This window comes from Pseudomonas atagonensis (genome assembly GCF_011369485.1).
In the GTDB taxonomy this organism is placed as follows: Bacteria; Pseudomonadota; Gammaproteobacteria; order Pseudomonadales; family Pseudomonadaceae; genus Aquipseudomonas; species Aquipseudomonas atagonensis.
This window is the reverse complement of the sequence record NZ_VXCA01000003.1, coordinates 289,957-311,479: the sequence shown is the minus strand read 5'-3', so window position 1 is coordinate 311,479 and position 21,523 is coordinate 289,957. Positions and strand designations below refer to the sequence as shown.

The 21,523-nt window shown below is 49.1% G+C and carries 14 protein-coding genes; 11 read left to right on the top strand and 3 right to left on the bottom strand.

The annotated features are described in order from the left end of the window. The first annotated feature begins 97 nt into the window (after nucleotides 1-97). The 6 genes from F2P67_RS02610 to F2P67_RS02585 all read left to right on the top strand — a co-directional run bounded on the left by F2P67_RS02610 (nucleotide 98) and on the right by F2P67_RS02585 (nucleotide 7,281). Nucleotides 98-1,495, top strand: coding sequence for an MFS transporter (locus F2P67_RS02610; RefSeq protein ID WP_166216990.1), 1,398 nt, complete (start codon nucleotides 98-100; stop codon nucleotides 1,493-1,495). Nucleotides 1,496-1,504: 9 nt separating this feature from the next. Then, complete coding sequence (locus F2P67_RS02605; protein ID WP_003228709.1) at nucleotides 1,505-2,023, top strand: single-stranded DNA-binding protein; 519 nt, start codon at nucleotides 1,505-1,507, stop codon at nucleotides 2,021-2,023. 142 nt (nucleotides 2,024-2,165) lie between these two features. Further along, nucleotides 2,166-3,383 carry a tyrosine-type recombinase/integrase gene (locus F2P67_RS02600; RefSeq protein ID WP_166216988.1) on the top strand — a complete coding sequence of 406 codons (1,218 nt, stop codon included), beginning with the start codon at nucleotides 2,166-2,168 and terminating at the stop codon, nucleotides 3,381-3,383. Continuing rightward, nucleotides 3,380-4,894 (top strand): site-specific integrase, encoded by a 1,515-nt coding sequence (locus F2P67_RS02595; protein WP_166216986.1) that lies wholly within the window; start codon nucleotides 3,380-3,382, stop codon nucleotides 4,892-4,894. The genes F2P67_RS02600 and F2P67_RS02595 overlap by 4 nt, the downstream gene beginning before the upstream one ends. Further along, nucleotides 4,887-6,896, top strand: a complete 2,010-nt coding sequence (locus F2P67_RS02590) for an integrase (protein WP_166216984.1) — start codon at nucleotides 4,887-4,889, stop codon at nucleotides 6,894-6,896. Before F2P67_RS02595 ends, F2P67_RS02590 begins: the two co-directional genes overlap by 8 nt. Beyond that, complete coding sequence (locus F2P67_RS02585) at nucleotides 6,889-7,281, top strand: hypothetical protein (protein ID WP_166216982.1); 393 nt, start codon at nucleotides 6,889-6,891, stop codon at nucleotides 7,279-7,281. Before F2P67_RS02590 ends, F2P67_RS02585 begins: the two co-directional genes overlap by 8 nt. Nucleotides 7,282-7,323: 42 nt before the next feature. On the opposite strand, the gene F2P67_RS02580 is transcribed toward F2P67_RS02585, so the two are convergent. After that, a complete protein-coding gene (locus F2P67_RS02580; RefSeq protein WP_166216980.1) occupies nucleotides 7,324-7,590 on the bottom strand; it encodes a helix-turn-helix domain-containing protein in 267 nt (88 codons plus the stop codon). A gap of 84 nt (nucleotides 7,591-7,674) precedes the next feature. Here F2P67_RS02580 and F2P67_RS02575 point away from each other — a divergent pair, with 84 nt between their 5' ends. The 4 genes from F2P67_RS02575 (at nucleotide 7,675) to F2P67_RS02560 (ending at nucleotide 13,896) form a co-directional block, all read left to right on the top strand. Beyond that, complete coding sequence (locus tag F2P67_RS02575) at nucleotides 7,675-8,115, top strand: FTH domain-containing protein (protein WP_166216977.1); 441 nt, start codon at nucleotides 7,675-7,677, stop codon at nucleotides 8,113-8,115. A 724-nt stretch (nucleotides 8,116-8,839) separates the two neighbouring features. Next, nucleotides 8,840-9,766, top strand: coding sequence for a DUF4007 family protein (locus F2P67_RS02570; RefSeq protein WP_166216975.1), 927 nt, complete (start codon nucleotides 8,840-8,842; stop codon nucleotides 9,764-9,766). Then, nucleotides 9,756-13,064 (top strand): ATP-binding protein, encoded by a 3,309-nt coding sequence (locus F2P67_RS02565; RefSeq protein WP_166216972.1) that lies wholly within the window; start codon nucleotides 9,756-9,758, stop codon nucleotides 13,062-13,064. Before F2P67_RS02570 ends, F2P67_RS02565 begins: the two co-directional genes overlap by 11 nt. Continuing rightward, a complete protein-coding gene (locus F2P67_RS02560; protein WP_166216970.1) occupies nucleotides 13,057-13,896 on the top strand; it encodes a phosphoadenosine phosphosulfate reductase domain-containing protein in 840 nt (279 codons plus the stop codon). Before F2P67_RS02565 ends, F2P67_RS02560 begins: the two co-directional genes overlap by 8 nt. A 137-nt stretch (nucleotides 13,897-14,033) precedes the next feature. On the opposite strand, the gene F2P67_RS02555 is transcribed toward F2P67_RS02560, so the two are convergent. Both F2P67_RS02555 and F2P67_RS02550 read right to left on the bottom strand, forming a co-directional pair. Continuing rightward, nucleotides 14,034-15,938: a hypothetical protein gene (locus tag F2P67_RS02555; protein ID WP_166216967.1), complete on the bottom strand. Its 1,905-nt coding sequence runs from the start codon at nucleotides 15,936-15,938 to the stop codon at nucleotides 14,034-14,036. Nucleotides 15,939-15,950: 12 nt separating this feature from the next. Continuing rightward, nucleotides 15,951-18,305: a sensor histidine kinase gene (locus F2P67_RS02550; RefSeq protein ID WP_166216965.1), complete on the bottom strand. Its 2,355-nt coding sequence runs from the start codon at nucleotides 18,303-18,305 to the stop codon at nucleotides 15,951-15,953. Nucleotides 18,306-19,180: 875 nt separating this feature from the next. On the opposite strand from F2P67_RS02550, the gene F2P67_RS02545 reads away from it, so the two are divergent. Continuing rightward, on the top strand, nucleotides 19,181-20,737 hold the full coding sequence (locus F2P67_RS02545) for a hypothetical protein (protein ID WP_166216963.1): 1,557 nt from the start codon (nucleotides 19,181-19,183) through the stop codon (nucleotides 20,735-20,737). The last annotated feature ends 786 nt before the right edge of the window (nucleotides 20,738-21,523 follow it).

Below are 21,523 nucleotides of genomic sequence, written 5' to 3'. Positions count from 1 at the left end.
TGAAGAGAGTTTCATCTGTACGTGGCAAAGCGTCGCGATATACCCCGTCTTCCGATGGGACTGGTAGAATCGCCGCCGGTTCACACGAGGTTTTTCCATGCACGATCCCCACAGCGAACGCATGAGTGGCAGCGAGACCCGCGCGGCGAGCGGTCTGGCCCTGGTGTTCGCCTTCCGTATGCTTGGCATGTTCATGGTGTTGCCGGTACTGGCAACCTACGGCATGGATCTGGCAGGAGCGACCCCGGCTCTGATCGGGCTGGCCATTGGCGCTTACGGCCTGACGCAGGCAATTTTTCAGATCCCGTTCGGGGTGATTTCCGACCGCATCGGCCGTCGCCCGGTGATTTACCTGGGGCTGATCGTCTTCGCCCTTGGCAGCGTGCTGGCTTCTCAGGCCGATTCGATCTGGGGCGTGATCGCCGGGCGCATTCTGCAAGGTGCAGGGGCGATTTCAGCCGCAGTCATGGCGTTGCTCTCCGACCTGACCCGCGAGCAGCACCGCACCAAAGCCATGGCCATGATCGGCATGACCATCGGCCTGTCGTTCGCCGTGGCCATGGTAGTCGGGCCGTTGCTGACACGGGCATTCGGCCTGTCCGGTCTGTTCCTCGCCACGGGTGGAATGGCGCTGGTCGGCATTCTGATCATCATGTTCATGGTGCCGAAATCCACCGGGCCGCTGACGCATCGCGAGTCCGGGGTGGCGCGTCAGGCATTGATGCCGACGCTCAAGCATCCTGATCTTTTACGCCTCGATCTGGGCATCTTTGTGTTACATGCCATGTTGATGTCGAGCTTCGTTGCATTGCCGCTGGCGCTGGTGGAAAAAGCCGGTTTGCCCAAGGAGCAGCACTGGTGGGTCTATCTGACCGCGCTGCTGATTTCGTTCTTCGCCATGATCCCGTTCATCATCTACGGCGAGAAGAAACGCAAAATGAAACGAGTTTTGCTCGGCGCCGTCATGACGCTGATGCTCACTGAGCTATTCTTCTGGCAGTTCGGTGACAGCTTGCGGGCGCTGGTGATCGGCACGGTGGTATTTTTCACCGCGTTCAATCTGCTGGAAGCGTCGTTGCCGTCACTGATCAGCAAGGTTTCACCGGCGGGCGGAAAGGGCACGGCCATGGGCGTGTATTCCACCAGCCAGTTCCTCGGTTCGGCACTCGGCGGGATACTCGGCGGCTGGCTGTTTCAGCATGGCGGTCTGTCGGTTGTGTTCCTCGGATGTGCCGGTCTGGCTGCCATCTGGCTGGCCTTTGCTGTTACCATGCGCGAACCTCCCTACGTGACGAGCCTGCGCTTGCCGTTGTCGCCCGAGGCGATCCGCGAAGCGGGTCTGGTCGAGCGCCTCAAGGCCCTCGTAGGGGTAACAGATGCAGTGATAGTTGCTGATGAAGCGGCTGTTTACATCAAACTGGACAAAGAATTAGTGGATCGCGACACCCTCGAACGCCTGGTGAACAACCCGGCCGGGGCTGCTTGCGAAGCCTAGGAGAACGTTATGGCCCGTGGGGTTAACAAAGTCATATTGGTCGGCACTTGCGGCCAGGATCCCGAAGTTCGCTACCTGCCTAACGGTAACGCCGTGACCAACCTGAGTCTGGCAACCAGCGAACAGTGGACCGACAAGCAAACTGGTCAGAAGGTCGAGAAGACCGAGTGGCACCGTGTTTCGATGTTCGGCAAGGTTGCCGAAATTGCCGGCGAATACCTGCGTAAAGGTTCGCAGGTCTACATCGAAGGCAAACTGCAGACCCGTGAGTGGGAAAAAGACGGTATCAAGCGTTACACCACCGAAATCGTGGTCGACATGCAAGGCACCATGCAACTGCTCGGCGGCCGTCCACAACAGGGCGACCAACAAGGCGGTGGCAACAACTACCAGCAGCAGGCGCCACGTCAGCAGGCTCCCCGCCCGCAGCAGTCGGCTCCACAGCAGCGCTCGGCTCCGGCTCCACAACAGGCTGCACCGCAACCGGCTCCGGATTTCGACAGCTTCGATGACGATATTCCGTTCTAGCGCATACCTTAGACTTTTTTGTAAGGTTTAGCCACGAAGCCCCCGCCATGCGGGGGCTTCGTGTTTTCTGAGCGTTAAAAATATTCTGAGCAAATTCCTGTGAGGTACTACCCTGTAAAAATGTAAAGAATAGGTGGCTGCTATGAACCTCTCTCTTCGTAGGGTTAAGTCCTCAAATGGTGAGCGGCTCATCGTTCTTGTCGATGAACTTGGGATGCCTCTGTTTTACCCTGCGCTTTACGTAACCGTGCACATGCGCGGACGCTCATTAGCTCTGAATACAATTCAAAGCGCACTCAGTGCCCTCAAAGCCATGTATGCATGGCAGCGTTATTACAACATTGATGTCGAATCGCGTTTTTCGTCTGGTGAGCTGCTGCTAAGTCACGAAATTCATTCGCTGCGTGATTTCATGCAGAAGCCTTTGGCCGATGAGGATGGGGGAAGTGTCGTTTCAATTTCCCGCAGGGTGCGAACCGTAAGCAAGGGCAATCAGTACACGCGGATGTCAGTAATTGCGGACTATTTGGGCTTTCTCGCAGACCAGAATCTATCGACCTCTGTTCCGAGCCATGATGGTATTGGGCGAATGGTGTCGCAGATAAAAGCCAACCGTCCGAAGACGTCGGATAAATCCAATGTGAGTCGAGAAGACAAATATCTGGATGACGCGGTGCTTGATACGCTCGAAATTACGTTGAGGCCAGGCTCAGCTAACAACCCGGTGCGAGAGTATGCCGTCCAGGTACGTAACGCGCTGATGTTTGCCATTCTCCGTAGCACTGGGCTGCGTCGTGGCGAGCTGTTAAATCTAAAGGTCGAAGATATAGACTTCGGAATGAATACAATGCAGGTCGTAAGGCGCCCCGATTCAAAGGGAGATGCGAGGGCCTATCAGCCAGTGGTGAAGACGCGGGAGCGGGTCTTCCCGCTGATACCTGAACTTGCAAATCAGATTTATAACTATGTAATCAGACTCAGAAATAAAGTACCTGGCGCCAAAAAACACGGCTATCTCTTTATAACGCATAAGTCGGGAGTTTCGCAGGGGCTACCGTTATCGAATGCCGGGTTTGGTAAGTTCATGGGTATGCTGAAAAATATCGTCGAAGGTAATAGCGATATCCACGCTCACTCACTACGCCATCATTGGAACTATTCTTTCTCGAAGATCTGCGAAATCCAAGGCATCACACCTCGGCGTGAAGAAAAGATTCGTTCATATCTCATGGGTTGGAGTGAAACTTCTGGGACCGCTGCGACCTACAACCGTAGGCATACCAAAGAACAGGCAAGTAAAGCAGTTCTTGAGCTTCAATATAAGCATCTTGGTAATGTTCTTAAGGGAGTTTCTGTATGAGCGTGCTCAAATCGTACGCATTTTCCAATAAGGAGTTTTACTCAAGGGACGGTTATTTAGTAAGGCTCGATGGGGAACGATGGAAGCTGAGTCGGGATATAGACATCCCAATGTTTGCAATGGCAAAACTTCTGAATTCTGAGATGTTTCTCTCCCTAAGGCATGTGCTAGCGTTTTATGCGCAGACGAGTGCGCCTTCACACACGCGGAATCTGTTTGAGCGGTACAAACACTATGTTGATTCAACGCTGGAACATCCCATTTTTAGTGTCGAGTCTTTGATTTCGTACCGCTCCTCCCTGGACGCGAAACTGGAGTGGTATTTGGGCACACTGCGTGGACTCATAAGGGAGTGGGATAGACTTGGATATGCAGGTATTCCTAAAGACGCGCTAACCCTACTAGACAAATGGACGCTCAAAGGGAATGGAAAAGGCTATGCGGTTCAATCGATGTGCCCCGATAGCGGACCGCTGACAGATATCGAAATGCAGGGCATTACAGTAGCAGTCATCAGGGACTACGTGGCGAATCGATTGGCGCTGATTGATGCGTGTTATGCACTGACTTTGGCCATGACAGGGCGGCGACCTAGTCAGATTACCGGATTGAAATTGCGCGATCTTATTTGTCGATCTGACAGATACTTCATCAGTTTTCCACGTGCTAAGCAGCGTAATCAGTCTTGGCGTACATCTTTCAAAGAGTTCTCGATAGTCGAAGACCTCTGGCTAATTCTGCAGCAGCAGGCCGAGGAAGTTCAGCGTGCATTTTCCCGCGTGCTGGGAAGAGAGGTTCCGCTGGACTTGGTGGGGGAGCTGCCGCTATTTCCAGCAATCGGTGCGTTAGATGCGCGATCCGATCTCAGAAGCCAGTTGGTAGGAGATCGTTTGCACGCACCCAGCGCTTCAGTGAAGGAGTCGATGGATCTGGTGGCAAAAACGACGGGCGTTTTCAGTGAGCGCACGGGGGGATTGCTGCACCTGAATCCGACCCGCTTTCGTTACACCCTGGGTACCAATTTAGCCAGAGAAGGCAGGGGCGAACTTGTCATTGCGGAAGCACTTGATCATTCCGATACTCAAAACGCTGGAGTGTACGTCCGGAACATTCCTGAGATTGTCGAACGAATTGATAAAGCGGTTGCCTTGCAATTGGCGCCCATCGCACAAGCGTTTCAAGGCGTGCTTGTCGTGTCTGAGAGAGACGCGAAGCGCGGAGATGACCCAAACAGCAGAATTTCCAATGGTGCTGTAAACCTTGGCACCTGCGGTAGCCATGGTTTTTGCGGCGCCCTTGCCCCCATTGCGTGTTACACCTGCAGTCACTTCCAGCCGTGGTTGGACGGTCCCCATGAAGCTGTCCTGGAGGGCTTGATCAATGAGCGCGACAAGGTCTTGGAACGGACGGAAGATAGGAAAATCGCTTCCGTAAACGACCGATTGATTCTTGCCGTAAGCGATGTGGTTAACCGCTGCAATTCGATGAAAAAGGAGGTTGGTCGTGGCTGAAATCCTCCTGTTCAGACCGAAGAATGTAATCGATGCCAAAAGCAATCTCAGTGATTTCATTGAAATGTGTCGTGACAGGCTTACGGTATTCGGGGCTGATCTTGATTGGGAGCGCGACACCTGGCCAGGGGTGGGCAACTTCACCGTTATGGGGGCCCCCGCTCGTGGATTTACCGACAGGCAGCTACTAAATTTCGAAATCGTCCCTTTCGCCAAGGCGTATGTGCGGTACCAGCAGGGGCATAAACCCAACAAGCTCAAGAATGAGTTTAAAGCGATTCGCTGCATCGAGAAGGCGCTTTTGCAAGTCAAAGGGCGAGCGGATATCACGTTAACAGATATTCAAGTTATGGATGTAGCCGCTGAGGTTGCCCGAGAATACAAGTCGACTGCATATCAAGCGGGCAGTAGCTTGGTGCACCTCATAAATTTTCTCAACGAAAGTAAAATCATTCCAAGGCCTATTAATTGGAGAAATCCGATCTCTAAGCCAAAGGAAATACACCGAACAGACATGGAGGGGAAAAGGAAGCGAGCTGAAAAAATGCCCGAACAGCACTTGCTTGAGTATATGGGCGAGATATTCTCAAACAATCTTCAAGCTCCTCGAGATCGCTTCACGACTTCGATATTCGCCCTATTGATGTGCGCTCCATCACGTATTAGTGAAGTTCAGGATTTACCGATTAACTGCTTGCACTTAGAGGTCGACAGCAAAGGTGTCGAGCGCCTTGGTCTACGTTTCTATGCGGGTAAAGGTTATGGCGCTGATATCAAGTGGGTTTCGACCGTCACAAAGGATATAGCCGTCGAAGCTGTGCGTCGTCTGACTGAAATGTCTGAAGAAGGCCGAAGGTTAGCTACCTGGTATGAAGCACATCCCGATAGGTTTTATCGCCATGCTGGCTGCCCAAATGTTGGCGAACTCGAACCTCTATCGGATGAGCAAGCTGTAATGGCGCTTGGTTTATCCCTACAGCATCTGAATGTCGATCCTTATTTTAAAGGTTACGAGCCTTATAAGGAGCTCAAGGCGAAGGGAGAACGGTTGACCTTGGCATTCCTGAACACATTTGCTCATAGCCAGCTACCGGAAGGCTGGCCTTGGAAGAACAAGGATCGGCATATCAGGTATTCGCAAGCACTTTGCTGCTTCCGCCGTCACCAGTTTCACCTCGATCGTGTGACCAGTCCTTTACTGCTTTGGTCGCCGGGTAAAAGCACCTTCACGACCGACCTGAATTACATTCCTGGACAAGAGAGCAATATCTGGCGTCGCCATGGCTACGCCAATCCGGATGGCAACGAAATTTCCATGACTTCGCATCAGTTGCGACACTTTTTGAACACGGTTGCTCAGAGGGGAGACCTCGGTCAGCTAGATCTCGCCAAGTGGTCTGGTCGCGCGAATATCCATCAAAACGCTACCTACAATCACATGAGTGACGATGAGTATGTTGATCTGGCTAGGCAGGCTGGAGTAGGGGGCGTTCTCGCTAAAATTAAAGCGAACACGCCGGTGACGCTTGCTGACCTGAATGCCATAGGTGATGGGATCGCTCATGTAACCGAGTATGGGTTCTGCGTCCATGACTTCTCAATGTTGCCATGCCAGAAGCACCGCGATTGCTTGAACTGCACCGAACAGGTTTGTATCAAGGGAGACGATGAAAGATTAGAGCGCTTGAAGCAGCAACGCGATGGGATTTTCCAGCAGCTGGAAAAGGCGCGAGGGGCAATTGATGACGGCTTGTACGGCGCAGATCGATGGAGCCAACATCAAAATAAAACCTTGGAACGGATCAATCAGCTCATCGAGATACTTGAATCGCTGGAAACGCCGATAGGCTCAGTAATTTGCTTGAGCGATGATCAGGAGTTCAGCCCGCTCAAGCGTGAACTGGATGCCCGATCTAAGACCTCAGATAGTGTTCCGACAGTCACGTCAGACCTGCCTTCGCCTGATGATATGCGAGCGCTGCTTAGGAGGAATGATGGCTAAGCATTTGACCCGCAGGGACATCGAAACCTTGGTCAATATCATCGATGTCTGGGAAGGGAAGTTGAGTTGGGACGCGCTGTGCGATGCCGTTGCACCTCTCATTGGTGGGCGACCGACTCGACAGACACTCAGCTCGCATAGCCAGGTTAAGACGGCGTTCTCGCATAAGAAAGAGCAGCAAAAAACAGGCTTTGTGGCTGGGAAAAGGCCAGCGAGCTTGAGTATTGCCGAGCAACGAATCAAGCGTCTTGAAAATGAAAATGATCGACTTCGGGCTGAGAGCTCTAGGTTGCTCGAGCAGTTTATTCGCTGGCAGTACAATGCCTATAAGCATGGTTTGTCGAAAGACAAGCTTGATGCGCCATTACCCGATATTGAGAGATGAAGGCGAGAGCGCTGCATGTTCTATCTTTTTGCGGCTCACCTATCACATGTCGAGCTCTTTACGTACCAGTGCCATCAGGTCTTCCGCTGACAGGGACCTATCTTTAACAAGGTAGCTTTTTGCAAGAATCGTCACGGGGTGAATGCCAATGGTTGAGGCGAATTCATCTAGCTTTTCTATAGAGGGGGTTTTCAGGCCGCGCTCAACGTCGCTCACATAGCTCTGACTTGCACCTATGCTTTCCTGCGACAGATCCTTGCTCATTCTGAGCTCTCGCAGAGCCTGCCCAAATGCGTATTTCAGTTCCAATGTGCATTACTCGCAAAAGGAACGATAAGGCCTTCACAGGAATGAAAGTGCTATACTCGATAGAGTATAAAATGGAGTGATGCTATGTTTCGTACCTACGCAGATGCTGAAATTCAGATTGGCGAGGCTTTCGGATCAGGTTGTCACCTCTGGCGCTTTATTGAGCATGGACTTCATCAGCCCTGGTTTTATGTGACGCTGGCTAAAATAACTAAAGACGGCAAATATCGAGATATGTTGATGCTGTCTGATGTTGTTAGTCTCGAAGGTTTAGTTTTTTCTCGATCTGAGTTGTTAAAGGTTGAGGAAGTGCAATTAGTCAGTCCTGGATACTTTAATAAAAGCGGGTCTTGGTTGATGGAGCAATTGTTGAGTATCTCCAAGGGTAAGTTTGTTTCTGGTGATTGCTACTATGTTTATAGGGTTTTGGGGGGAGGGTGCTATATTTCCGCCGGAGCTGGCTGTATTTCGGATCGTATAGAGTCAAGTGAGGTGTTAGTGTTTGAAGGCGGGACTGATGATTAGCTGTTAAGCTTTGCGGTAGTTTGCAAGGAATTGTGAATTAATTTTTACTTCGGACGCTTTGTGGTTACAGTTGTACTTAAGTCTCTGAGGGATGATCTGCAGTGAATCTCTGTGCTCCAGGATGTGACAACATGATTGACATAGTGATTATGGATTGACTATTGTTGACATGCGCCTAGGCGTGAACCACAGGGTGGGTTACAGGGATCTTCAGATCGCACCCCGCTTCTGATGAAAGTCAGATGGCCCAGTGCCAGGTAACAGCGTCCTGCCCCATCGAACGCATGCAATCGACGGCTGAGAATCCCGCCTAGAGCGGGATTCGCCGTTTCTGGCTTTTCAATTTTCCGGCTTCCGCCGATTCCGTGCTTCCTTGGGGTATTGACTCTTGGGCTTTCTTCGCACCCATCGCGACCTTGAAGACTCTGGACCCCTTTTTGTTGGTTGGGGTACCTGAGACGCCATAGCCGTTCATGTAGCAAGTTCCAACGAATGGCAGTGACCGCTATCGGCGAAAGGCTCCTTCTCTACTTGTTCAATTTGCAGGCTTAATTGGATTTACCTCAACATCTAGCAGCCTTAGTGCTTTTTTTGAAATGCTCATTGGCAGACATAGAGAGTGGTCAAGGATACAATGCGCCTCATTCGACCCGGGACGACTGGATGAGTCCACCAGCGTGGCACTTTTCGGCTGGAGAGGGTCACCAGCGTGGAAAAAGGATCAATGACGTCTATTCCGATTGGCAAAACAGATGCCCATTTCTCCGGGCATGAAACCTTCCCGCTCCGCCAGATGTGGCTTAAAAAGGCCGTGGATATGGCTGATGCTGATGGTCACCTGTCCAAAAGCACCTTCTCCGATGAGAAAGCTATCGCCGATTTTGGCGTCGGTAGAAATATGGTCGCCTCCATCAAGCATTGGGCTCTCGCATGCGATGTGATAGCTGAAGATGATTCGCGCCGCCATTTTTCTCTCACACCTGTTGGACGGGCGATTTACGGAGAAAATGGTTTCGATCCGTATTCTGAAAATCCAGTTACCGCATGGCATGCTCATTGGTGCCTCGCAGGTCGTGGTACCCGAGCTACAACGTGGTACTGGCTATTTAATCTGTTTTCGGCACAGTCGTTTAGCAGAGACGAAGCCCTCCCCACTCTCACCAAATACGCGCTCTCAGCGGCTAAAGGGAAAAAACTGTCCCAAGCTACGTTGAGCAGGGATTTGGATACATGCTTGCGTGGCTATGCTCCCAAAGCAGCATCGGCCTCGGTCGAGGAGGCCGCTGAATCTATGCTCGCAGAGCTAGGCTTGCTTCAAGAGGAGCGCAAAGGAGTTTTCTCGTTTCGTCGTGGCCCCAAGTCGACGTTGCCGGACGCTTTCTTTGCATGGGCGCTTCTCGACTATTGGACGAATGAGCGAAGAGCCGAGTCTTCTCTGACCATTGAAGCAGCAGCTTACGCGCAGGGCTCTCCAGGACGGGTCTTCAAGCTCGACGAGGAGTCTGTGGCTGAGCGCTTGTTTGCCCTCGCTGACCTTACGGAAGGCAAACTCCGGTGGTCCGACACCTCAGGGCTTCGCCAAATCCATCGTGGCGATTTCGATCATGAGTTGCTGATGTCCAAGCTTTTGAGAAAATCCTATGACCAATGAGCTAATTGTCGCTTCTGATCAATCTCGCGTGAGAATCACGAGGCACTATCGTCGGTCAGTACGGATCGACGCAGATCTTGGCCGGCCCGATGCCTTAGAAGGTTATCTTCTGACTGATACTGCCCGGGAAGCTCTTTCCGTGATGACGAGGCAGATCGCAGGTACCAATCAGCGCGCCTTTACATGGACGGGGCCCTACGGCGGGGGCAAGTCATCGCTTGCGCTCGTACTTGCAGCAGCTGTCTCAAATGACAAGATGCTACGACAGGAAGTAGCCGGTGTTGTGGGAGAGATTCCGCATTTCCAAGAGGCATTTGCGGCAGACGATGCTGAATGGCTGGTCATCCCGGTAGTTGGAAAGCGCGGTAGCGTGACTACTGAAATCGCCAGGGCATTTGAAAAGGCTCTTGGAAAAGATGAGGGCCACTCGGAACCCGAGAGTCTTGTCACGGATTTGGCTTTTGAGGCCGCACGTGTAGAACGTGCAGGCGTCTTGTTAATCGTCGATGAAATGGGCAAATTTTTAGAAGCCTCGGCTACCGGCGGCGACGATGTCCATTTCTTTCAAGACTTGGCCGAGACTGCTGCACGCTGCCAAGGCAAATTAGTCGTAGTGGGTATACTTCATCAAGCATTTCGGCAATACGCATCTCGTTTAGGTATCGAGGCTAGAGAAGAGTGGGCGAAGGTCCAAGGGCGTTTCTCTGACGTTTCCTTCGTTGCGACCGGTGATGAGGTTGTTGAGCTTATCGGAAGAGCCATTCAATGCGAGACACCTCATCCCAGCACTTTGGGAGCAAGTAACGCCGTCGGGTTGGCTATCTCCGGACGTCGGCCAGCTGTTGGTTCTGGTATGGGGGAGCTCTTGGATCATTGCTGGCCCCTTCATCCGGTGACCGCAGCGCTTCTAGGGCCTGCCTCGCGCCGTCAGTTTGGGCAAAACGAGCGCAGTGTGTTTGGATTTTTGACTTCCCTTGAACCTTACGGTTTTCAGGACTTTCTTGCTCAATGGGATGGGCAAGTTGCTTACGGCCCTGAAAGATTTTGGGATTATCTGAGGGCGAACCTGGAACAGGCTATTTTGGCATCGCCCGACGGTCACCGTTGGGCTCAGGCTGTCGAGGCTGTAGAAAGAACCGTATCTAAAGGGGGGGCAGACGCTGAAGTGGCGTTGGCGAAATCCCTCGCACTGATTGACATGTTCCGGAGCGTTTCTGGTCTTGCTGCAGACGATGACGTACTCAGGACAGTGCTGCCTCAATATTCTCCTGTTGAAGTTGGTGCAATGCTTGAACAGCTGTCTACTTGGCGTGTTGCTATCTACAGAAAGCACGTTGGGGCCTGGACAATTTTCGAGGGTAGCGACTTTGATATTGATGAAGCCGTTTCGAAAGCAAGAGCGACATTCGTATCCGCAGATATGAAAACGTTAACTGCGGTAACGAATCTTCATCCTGTTATCGCTAAGCGGCACTACAACCAAACGGGAACGTTTCGATGGCTCGGTGTTTCTATGCATACCGTCCAAGAAGCAGAGCGCCTCGCAAAAACGTATCACCCCGAAGGGGGAGAGTTTGGTCGTCTCGCTCTAGTTTTGCCTGAACGGCACTCAACTACAGAGGACGCCATCAAGGCGTTGACTGATTTACCGATTGACCCTAAATGTCCAATTTTTTTTGGTATACCCCCAAACCATGAATTGATCGCCGATCTTGGCTCTGAGCTTCTGTCTCTTCGAATCGTTTTCGAAGGTCGCCCTGAGTTAGAGGGAGACTCGGTTGCACGACGCGAGGTAAGTGCTCGACTTTCGTCGGTCAAAGGTGCACTCGAGGAGGCACTCAGAGATGCCATCAGCAGCGCAGATTGGAGGTTGAGAGGGGCGCAAAAAGGCTCCGACACTCTATCCTCTCTGGCTTCTGAGATGGCAAGTGAGATATTCGGGGAGGCTCCCAAAGTGTGGAGCGAGCTTGTTAATCGGGATGCATTGTCCGCCAATAGCGTGAAAGCTCGCCGCGACTTGCTTCACCGGATGGTCGGCAATGGCTTTGAGGAAAACCTCGGGATAGAAGGCTTCCCAGCTGAGCGAGGATTATACGAGACACTTCTATCGTCCACTGGGTTACATCATAAAGATCAGGATGGTAGTTGGCGCTTCTGTCCGCCCAAAAAGTCCGATGGTAGGAGCCTTTACCCGTTGTGGAGTGCGGCGCTGAAGATGGTTTCGACGCGGATCGCGGGGACGATCGCGATAAAGGAATTGCATGCTCTATGGGCCGCGCCTCCCTATGGTGTGAAAAATGGACTTATGCCGGTCCTAACCGTGGCGTTTATGCTCGCCCATGCCGACAAGGTTGCTGTATACCGCGATGGCATATTCGAGCCGAGGCTCACTGATGTTGACGTTGACGAAATGTTGCAGGACGCGAACCGCTTTTCGCTGCGTTGGGTTGACGAAGATGTCGATAGAAGGCTAGCTCTAGGAGCGATGTCAGTAATGTTGGCAGGCTGTGGCTTCAGTACCGCAAGTGATACACCTCTTGAAGTAGCCAGGGCCCTTGTTGCATTGGCCTTTTCTCTTCCGATGTGGGCTCGCCGCACCCAGCGTATATCTCCCGAAGCTCGCGCCGTTCGCGACATCCTACTGAAAGCATCTGACCCTCACAGATTACTTTTTATAGATCTGCCCGAAGCATTAGCCGCTGTCCCTACGGATATTTGCGATCGGCTAGAGCCTCCATTGAAGGAGATGCTAGCGGCCTATCCTGAAATGCTGAGAAAAGTTGATAGTCGTCTTGCCGACGCTGTTGATGGCAAAGCGGGTGATGATCCTGAACTGAGAGCGCGTGCCGAGTACATGGCTAAGGTTACAGGAGACCTTCGTCTAGAAGGATTCGCCGCAAGACTCCGCAAGCGCGATGGTTCGACCAAGTCTATAGAAGGAATACTAAGTCTTGCTGTGAATAAGCCACCCAGGGATTGGACCGATCTCGATGTCGACGCCGCTCTAGTCGCTGTTGCCGATCTATCGCTCGCCTTCCGTAAGGCAGAAGCGCTAGTGTCCGTGAAAGGGAGGCAGCCTGGGCGCGAGTCCTTTGCAATCGTAATTGGCGCTGGTGGATCTTCATCGGTAGTCGCTAAAGACTTTGAGGTTGCTGGCCGAGATCGACAGGCTGTTCGCGGTGCAGCGAATAAGGTTATCGAGCTTCTGAAGTCTTCAGGGTTGGAGGGCGATTTGTTACTTGCGGCGTTGGCTCAGGCAGGCACTGCACTCGTAGAAGCGGAGGCGGAACATGCGTGAGCGACATCTGCTGGGTTTGTCAGGCGGCCGCGATAGCGCTGCCCTGGCACTCTACGTACGTCAAACACGGCCTGAACTTGATATTGAATACTTTTTTACAGATACGGGTGAAGAGCTTCCTGAAGTTCAGGAGTTTCTAGGACGATTGGAAGGCTTTTTGGGGCAACCTATCCTGCGGCTTAATCCTCGCCGTGACTTCGAGTTCTGGCTGAAAGAGTACAATAACTTTCTACCCTCTCCACAAACACGTTGGTGCACCCGCCAGTTGAAGTTGGCTCCTTTTGAGGAATGGGTACGTCCAATGCTGGCCAAAGGTGAAAAGGTCTTTTCATACGTCGCAATCCGATCGGACGAAGATTACCGTGAAGGTTACTCCTCCAAGCACGAAAATCTTAAGGTCGTGCTTCCTTTTCGAACGGACGGTATAGACAAAGCTGGCGTCCTCGAGATGCTCGAATCTTCTGGTGTGGGACTACCTCGATACTATGAGTGGCGCAGCAGAAGCGGATGCACGTTTTGTTTTTTTCAGCAGAAAATCGAATGGGTGCGCCTGCGGGAGCGGCATCCAAATGCATTTGAAGAGGCCAAGGCACTTGAAAAAACAGCTTTGGAGCAAGGGTCTCCTTTTACTTGGACTAAAGGGGAGCCGCTGACTGAGCTGGAGAAGCCCGAGCGAGTAGGCGCAATTCGAAAGGAATATGAAGCTCGTCTTTTAAGAAACAGGACTCGCAGGCCCCGAAACCCTCTTAGGCCATGGGAGGAAAATCTCGATATTGATGAAACATATGGCATCGATGAGGCCGATGGGGGATGCGCCATTTGTCATAAATGAGATTGATGAGCCGCCAGGTGGAGAGTCACTGGCGGCTATCAGCGATGTTTGTCGAGCGGATCTTTGATTGCTAATTGGACATGTTTCTATAATTTAGCTCGACTAGTCTTGTTCGGCTAGTCGAGCGCCCAATAGTGTTATTTATTAAAGAAAATCAGCTTGAACTCATTGAGAGGGACCTGGATCCCGTTAATATCGGCTAGGCAACGTTCAAAGTTATTGGCTTTATAAATGGAGTAGGGTATATGCGCTAGTGTACCTTCGATATTTGTGATCCCTTGTCTCAGATTAGCCGCCAATTTAGATCTTATTTTGTCATCTTGGGTGGCGGGGCCATGCTTCACTAGCCAAAGAGCAAGTCTATTGCAGTCGTCGTTTGCAAATAGTATTTTATTACCGACTCTAATTACCTCGATTATTTTTGCCTTACTTGAGTCGTTAATATCTTCATATTTCATTGCTCTTGTTTTGTTGTCTGTTTCTCCGGGCGTTACCAGAAATGCTCTAAAACTCTCAGATGTTTTATTCTGAATAGAGAATGCCGCGGGGCGCGATGAATGATTTATAAACGCTTGAAGGCATAGCTTGGCAATGTCGATTCTGAGTCTGCCAACTACTGAAAGCTTTTGCGATGTGACAAAGTGGTGTAAGAATTCTATCGGGGATGCCCAGAAACGAGATGGTGTGACTCTTAAGTTGAAATTTCCCCCGTCAGCCGGGAAGCCAGTAAGAATAATTTCATTCTCTTTCTTGTCCGGCGGTAGATTCGCGTCTACCAATTCAACTTGCAAGAAAAGGATGCTTGAGGAGTTGGTGTATATGTCTCGCTTGTTAAGGTCGCATTGCTGAGTAACATGAATCCAGGCTTTTGAACCCGCTATTGCATTGCTTTCAGCAAGGACGGCGCCGAAAGGAATGGTTCTATTGAAATTATCTTGTAGGTCTTTTTCTGAGATGCTCGATAAGTTTGTTCGCTGGAGTGTTCCGCTCCAGTTATAGTGCGCCTGAATTAAAGAAAGTGCTTTAACTTCATCATGAGGATGATGCTGAGGGAATCTATGAAGTATTTCTATGGTTTCTTGGTCAATTTCACCAAGTAAAGCTTTGTCCAAATCGCTTAGAGATGTCTGGAAACTGGAGTTGTTCTCAACATGCCATTGATATTCACGGCTTAATAGATCTGATAAATGTTCGTCAAACGGATCATTTTCGATAAATGCGGTATAGTGGAACTGTTGCATTGCGGAGGCATCCAGGCTCCATATCGTTTCTAATGCGTTGGATTTTGCGTTTTCGAGAGCTGCGCTCCATGCGCTAATCAATGTTTTAGTTTTGCTAGCGGCAACTCGCTGATGATGGAGTTGTTCCCACATCAGTCTAACTCCGTCAACGCCAGCGCTGGTTCTGATTTCTCTTTTTGAGAGTGCTACCATTCCAGCAGCACTTATTTCAGCAATGCTGCGAATTTTACCTAGATTGTGCTTTAATTCCGCATGACTGGACATTAATAGAATGGGAGGCAATTGGTCGCAATGTTGGACTAAATATTTAAGAAATGCCGTTATGTCATGGATGAAGTCTTCAGGGGTTTTTATGAAAAGATCTAAAATCAAAAAATCAACTTTTGATATAACGTCGATATCAGCATTTCGGTCCGCGAAATAGGTTACATTTTCAGCTCCGAAGGCGTTGTTAAATATTTCTCTAAGAGCGCTGGCATCCTCACGTGAGGCAGCAAAAGGAGAGTCTGCGTAGCTGCCTTTTAATTCGCCCTCAAGAATCTCATCGTGAGATTTCAAAAATATAGAAGTTGTAAACTCATCCGATTGGAGGAATTCAAGAACGTTATTTTCGGCTCTATATTTTTCTATAGTGTGAAAGACGTCGACGGGTAGATCATTCTCTTTGAGTTCATCAATGAGATTTAATGCGTTTATAGACGCAGATGAGTGTTCGTCCAGAAAGGCGTCTTGAATGTTGGCGGGGAGTTCGCTGAATTTGGCTGGACCGAAGTCGTCATCAATTACGGCTACGTTAGTCACGAAATAATTTCCTTATAAGGATTGCAGAGGGATTTCGAGTATGAATTCTCGGAGACGTCCATCATCATCTTCAGCGGAGCTTAGATACAACTTTCCTCCGTGATATTCTGCTAGCTCGGAAGCGATATATAGTCCTAAGCCCTTGCCTTTTTTTCTGCTTGTGAAATATGGTTTGAATATTTCTTGCTGGTATGATTTATCAATTCCAGGGCCATTGTCTCGGACAAGTACGACTCTAGCTCGGGAGTCAGTATCTACCCAAATTTTACGACTGGTTTCTCCCGCCTTTAATCCTTGATCTAACCAATATATTGAGTTAGTAAATAGATTTTCCATGACCTGAGCTAGTAGCCCTTTGGAGCCTCTTAATATGAACGGTTGCTGTTCCTCTGGATGCTCTGAGTTAAGAATGAATTCAATATTCATCCGTTCGGAGCGAGCGCTGTAGGTCTCAATTAAATTTCGGATTTCTACCAAGACATCGAATTCTTCTTTTTTATTTCGACCAGAAGGGCTCAGTGCATTGACGCTTCGAATGCGCTTGTTCGTCGCTGTGACTTGAGCGCGAAGCCTTGAAAGTAGCTTTGTTGCTGAGCCATCTGAAGTGTCTTTTTCAGCCGCGTCTAATAGCTCCGCCGTACGCTCGGTTATGCGATCAAGTTCGTGGATGGCTTTTTCAATTACTAGACCTATACCGGCAAGCTCCAGTAATTCAATCCGTTTTTCTTGGGCGAACTCGAAGGTCTTTTTCAGTGTTTTTACATAGTCTATCTGACCGCGTACCGCATCTTTTATTTCAAGGAACTGCTGTTTGTTTTCAGCCGGAATAGTTTTTTCTATTATTTTAATATTAGAAAGCGCTCGCGACAGACTAGTTTCCGCTGCTTTTGCAGAATTCTCTGCCGTCTCGACGGAGATCTGCTTTTTTACTTCAATTTCTTGAACTGTATTTATATGGGTTCGAAGGTCATAAACGAGAATCTCGCTGAGTATTTTTTTCGTTATTTCAAACTCTTCGGTAGAAACAAGATTCTCCCTGTTAGCTGTGTCAATCAGGCGCTTGTTATGCTTGGAAGAAATAGAAAGGCTGCCGATGGTTTGATATCTGTTTAATGTATATCCTTTAGACTTCAGTGCTCTTTGATCCCACTCGAGCCAATCATTTTCCATTCCGCCAGTTTTGCCGATTCTGAAACCATCCCTATAGATGGCTATCCCACCACACCAGATATTCAGCTCGTCGAGTATGTCCTTAGCTGACCTATCTACCCCTTCACCCTTTACTTTTTGACGATTAAACCATAAGCAATTGAGCTCCCATGGGCCTATGCACTCAATCGTGTCGGGAGTACTCTCTAATTGTGTTGCTAAAGTTTCTAAACTCCACTCGCGAATCTCTACGGAAGTAGAATTGTGCCACTGAATTTCTCTGCGTAATAGCGTGTTTTTGCTTGTGAGATTTTGTGGGGTAAAAGTATATTTTGCAGAAAATTGTGCTGCTTTTTTCAACCAGGATGGGAGTCCGCCAATAGGCTCTTTTTTTGCGTTTAGATAGATATCTACAGGATATTTACTACCTCGCTTAAAAGGATCCTGTACTCTTCTTAGGTATTGTCGGACAAAATTCGACACCTTTTCCTCTGTCCAGTCAGCGCTCAGTTGAGTTATCTCTATAATTGTGCCGTGGGGTATAGATGGAATCGGGCCAGTTATGCGATTAACGTCTACATTTATATCGTTTAAATATAGGTCAGGATCGTCAAACTTGCTCCAGATGAACGAAATTTCGCTCCATCCATTTCCATTTGTAGATTTCACTGATGCTAAGTTTCCTAAGCGCATCATAGATAATCGACCTATGCCCTTTTCACCCAAAATGGGTTTGTCTTCTTCCTTTAACTCTGACTTTGCTACAAGTTTGCTCGGGGTGCCGATTACTAAGAAAACGTTTTCTAGCTGGCTTTTTGACATTCCCGCGCCTGTGTCGGAAATTCTTATGTAATTTGCTTCGTTCCGGAACCTATCTAGTGCTTCAGCAAGATTTTTTGTTCCGCTGAGATGCTTTCGTAATAAAACTAAACTTTTTTGTCTCTCTGATTTTTGCTCGTCACGGTGAAATGTGTTGTTTATGTGAAGCTCTAGTGCGTTAGATGCTTCTGTAAGAGTTATTTTACCTTTCTGTGTCTGTTTTATAAGCTCGTCGGCGACGCTAAGTGGTATCGGATTTACGAATTGAATAGCAACACTTGGAGAGCCTGCATCAAAAGAGTTTTTTATAAGTTCGTTTAAAGCAATTTCATCTGATGAAATTAACTCCGCGCCTATTTGCCGTAAAGCTCTCGCCGCAATTTTGAATTGTACAGCCATTGGCATTATCCTTTTAAAACGTTACCCATGCTCCGAGCGCTTTTTGGTACAAGTTACCGAAAGCTTGATTTCCAGCAAACCTCCCGTTTTCGGTGCGAGAGGCAAAATGATACCATAGCCTACATTAGCTTTTTTTTGGGTCGTGCAACAGCCCCCCAAGCAACACAGCTAAGCTCGTGAGGCGTTTAGGGTTGCGACAGATTGCGCAATGCAACGGTGCGTGGAGACCTTGACCCTCGCGACAAAATCCATGCCTTTTTCGACTGAAAGAGCTCACTCGTCAGTAGATTTCCGGATCACTGCTCAGGTGTACGTCGCTTAACTATCTTTATTTTTCGACCGTCCCAGAGTTTGGAGTAGCCTTACTTCCTAGAAATTTGAGAAGCTGCCAGCCTGCATATTCGAATCACCTCTCTTGCGTTGGACCTTTTGCCTTCTTTATTTTGAAGAAATAGAATGCGCCGAAGTTTCCGCTAGCATTCTAAAAAAAGAATGCAGCAAATTATCGAGATCCGAAACCGATTGATTCCATCGGCGATGTTTGGAAGAAGGAAAGAAATTGTTGGCGAGGTTTCCGGTCAAGTCATCCGATGTTATGAGGTAAGTCGATAGGTAAAGTAAGATTGTTCAGGTTGCTAAAATATTTCTGTATTAGTTGTGTCTAAGAATGTGAAAAAAATATCTATGCATGCTCTTAAATAACTTAGTCTGATAGCACCGGGGTGGTAGGCTATAAACCGTCGGAGGTGGTAGTCCCAAACTCGTTCGGCTGGTAGTATTCCTGCCAAAGCGCCACTAAATTTAGTCAGAGCACAGAGGTGACGAGTCACTGTTGGAAGACTTGCACCGGGGTTGTATTCGTCGGAGACACACCCTTGAACACCGAGATACCAAAGCTAAAACCGAAATTCAACGTTGGAACTCGTCGGCAGGAAGCTGAATTTGCTGGGTATCGATGCAGTCGTCGTGGATGTGGTGAACCCGCCCATGGCCCCACCATTGGTAAAGGTGGCGATTCAGGAAATGACGACGAGGCGAAAGCTATTCCCCGAGGTCAAGGCGCTCATATTTATTCATCTAGTCCAGACGGACCCCGTGGTCATGGTGGGTTAAACAAAGATAAACTGGCAGGGGCGAATAATTGTCTTCACGTATGCCCTAAGTGTCACAACTTGATTGACTCAGCTACAAGCACTTATACAGTTGACGTTTTGGTGGAGATGAAGTGGCTACACAAGATAGTCACGCGGGTCATAAATTCTCATGCCCACTTAGAGTCCAAGCTAATCGAGAAAATTGGAAATGTCGGATCTGCGCGGTATCGCTTTGAAGAGTTTCTTTTGAGTAAGACACCCTCGTTTATTAAAGTTAATGGCGCACTCCCTGCTAAGCCAAAAATTGATGATGTAGCTCTTAACTATTATGTTAACGAGTTTTTCAGTGAGCAAAAAGCTGTTTCTCTTGAGCTACCTTTAGAAGATAGGTTGCGCGCAGCCGAGAAGCTGAAGGAAACCATTAGTGCTCACTCTAAAGGGCTAAAAAAACTAGGTTCTCTAAAGGCCTATGTGAAACTAAGCTATGCGCTTAGTGCCATCAAGGTAACAGGAGAGCATATCCACACGGGCGAGACATACAGTTTTAATATAAGAGCTTTAGGGAGCTATAGCCTATTCCAAAGACATACTGAGGAGTGTCAGCTTGGACACAAAATCGGATTTGACGTATCAGGGTCAACTAGTTTAGGGATTGTCGAGTTCGATTCAATGCAAATTCGATTAAGTACTAGCTTCAGTACAGTCGAGTTTTTACACGCTGCGATTAATGGTGCAAAAATTTATTATGATGTCGAAGCGACAGAGATAGTGGAGGGTAATGAAGTTACGCGCTGGAAATTAAATAGAGGGGAGGCAGAGTGTCAATGGAACTCGAGGCATCAATATTTTTCTTCCCTTAAAAGTATAAATATGCGCTGTTTAAATGCTCGAAGTATAGCCAAGGAGTTTGGCGTTAACTTTCTACCTGCCTTCAATAGCTCTGCAGGCAAAGGGGGAGTTCGACCTGGCGATGTATCTGGTCTTTCTGCCTATGGTTTAACGGATCAGATGCTGAGCGATGCTTTCGATAAGCTTGGGGCTGGCAGCCTTGAAGAGCAAATAACGCTTCGTTCGGCTTGGTGCTTGGAGGGTGAGGACAATACAGGCCATTTGGAGTGTAATCTAACCCTGACCTCTCATAGTAGAGGCTGCAATATGAATACTTACCTGTACTTTGTTATAGATTGTCAAGGAGGCAAAGGACAAAGTCGCCGCTGGTTCCTATCAGATGGCGAACTCACCCGAGTAGACTATATACTCGAATTGCCCAAAACTATGCCAGAGGGCGAAATCTTACGAGAATTTAAAGCATTACTCCGGATGACTACGAACACATAGCGTAACTAGGTCACCGAAAACGTCGCGGTACAGCTATTCCCAGCGAACAAAGGCTGAGCAAGGTCGATATGTTCGACAGCCCTAGGAATAACAGGGTTTAGTGTGAGTATCAGGCGATGCAGAGGTTTGGTTTTTCTGACTCGTCGCCATAGTTCTCGTAGACACCCGATTACTGCTATTGATCTATCAAGTGCTCAGATAGCCCGGTCGCGGAGGTCGAGCAGGGTGTCCCTTTTATTTTTAAATTTTTTTGTTGACGCATTTGTTTCCTCTGCTAAAAATACCAACGTTGCTAGTTGATCTTGAGATTGGCTGACACGGTAGAGCGCTGGTCTACTCAAATAAACAGCCACCCAACCTCGCATCAGCACGTCGTGAAGCTACCCTTTGGGATCCGTAGCCTGGGCGATTCTCCCCTTGAAGGAGGTTCGCCTCGTCTCAAACACAAGACGAGATGTAAAAAGATACGCATGGATGTCCGATTTTTTGACCAAAAACTGAACAGAAATGCTGTCGATACAGCCTAGTGCTTGTTTTCTAAGGAAATTCGTGATTCTTACTGTTTTAAGGTAGGCATAACCGTTCTAATTCCTAACCAAGACTATTTAGTAAGGTTTAGACCTGAGACCCCCGCATCGCGGGGGTTTCTTCGTTTTTGGCGGGCGTGAAGTGGCCTGCTGTCCAGGCCTTGACCAGTCGGTCTCAATGTCATTTGCAGTAAAGTTTCGCGTTGAGCCTTGAAGGCCGCGCCAAGCCGATCCATGATCGGTCCCGGCGACTGACGAT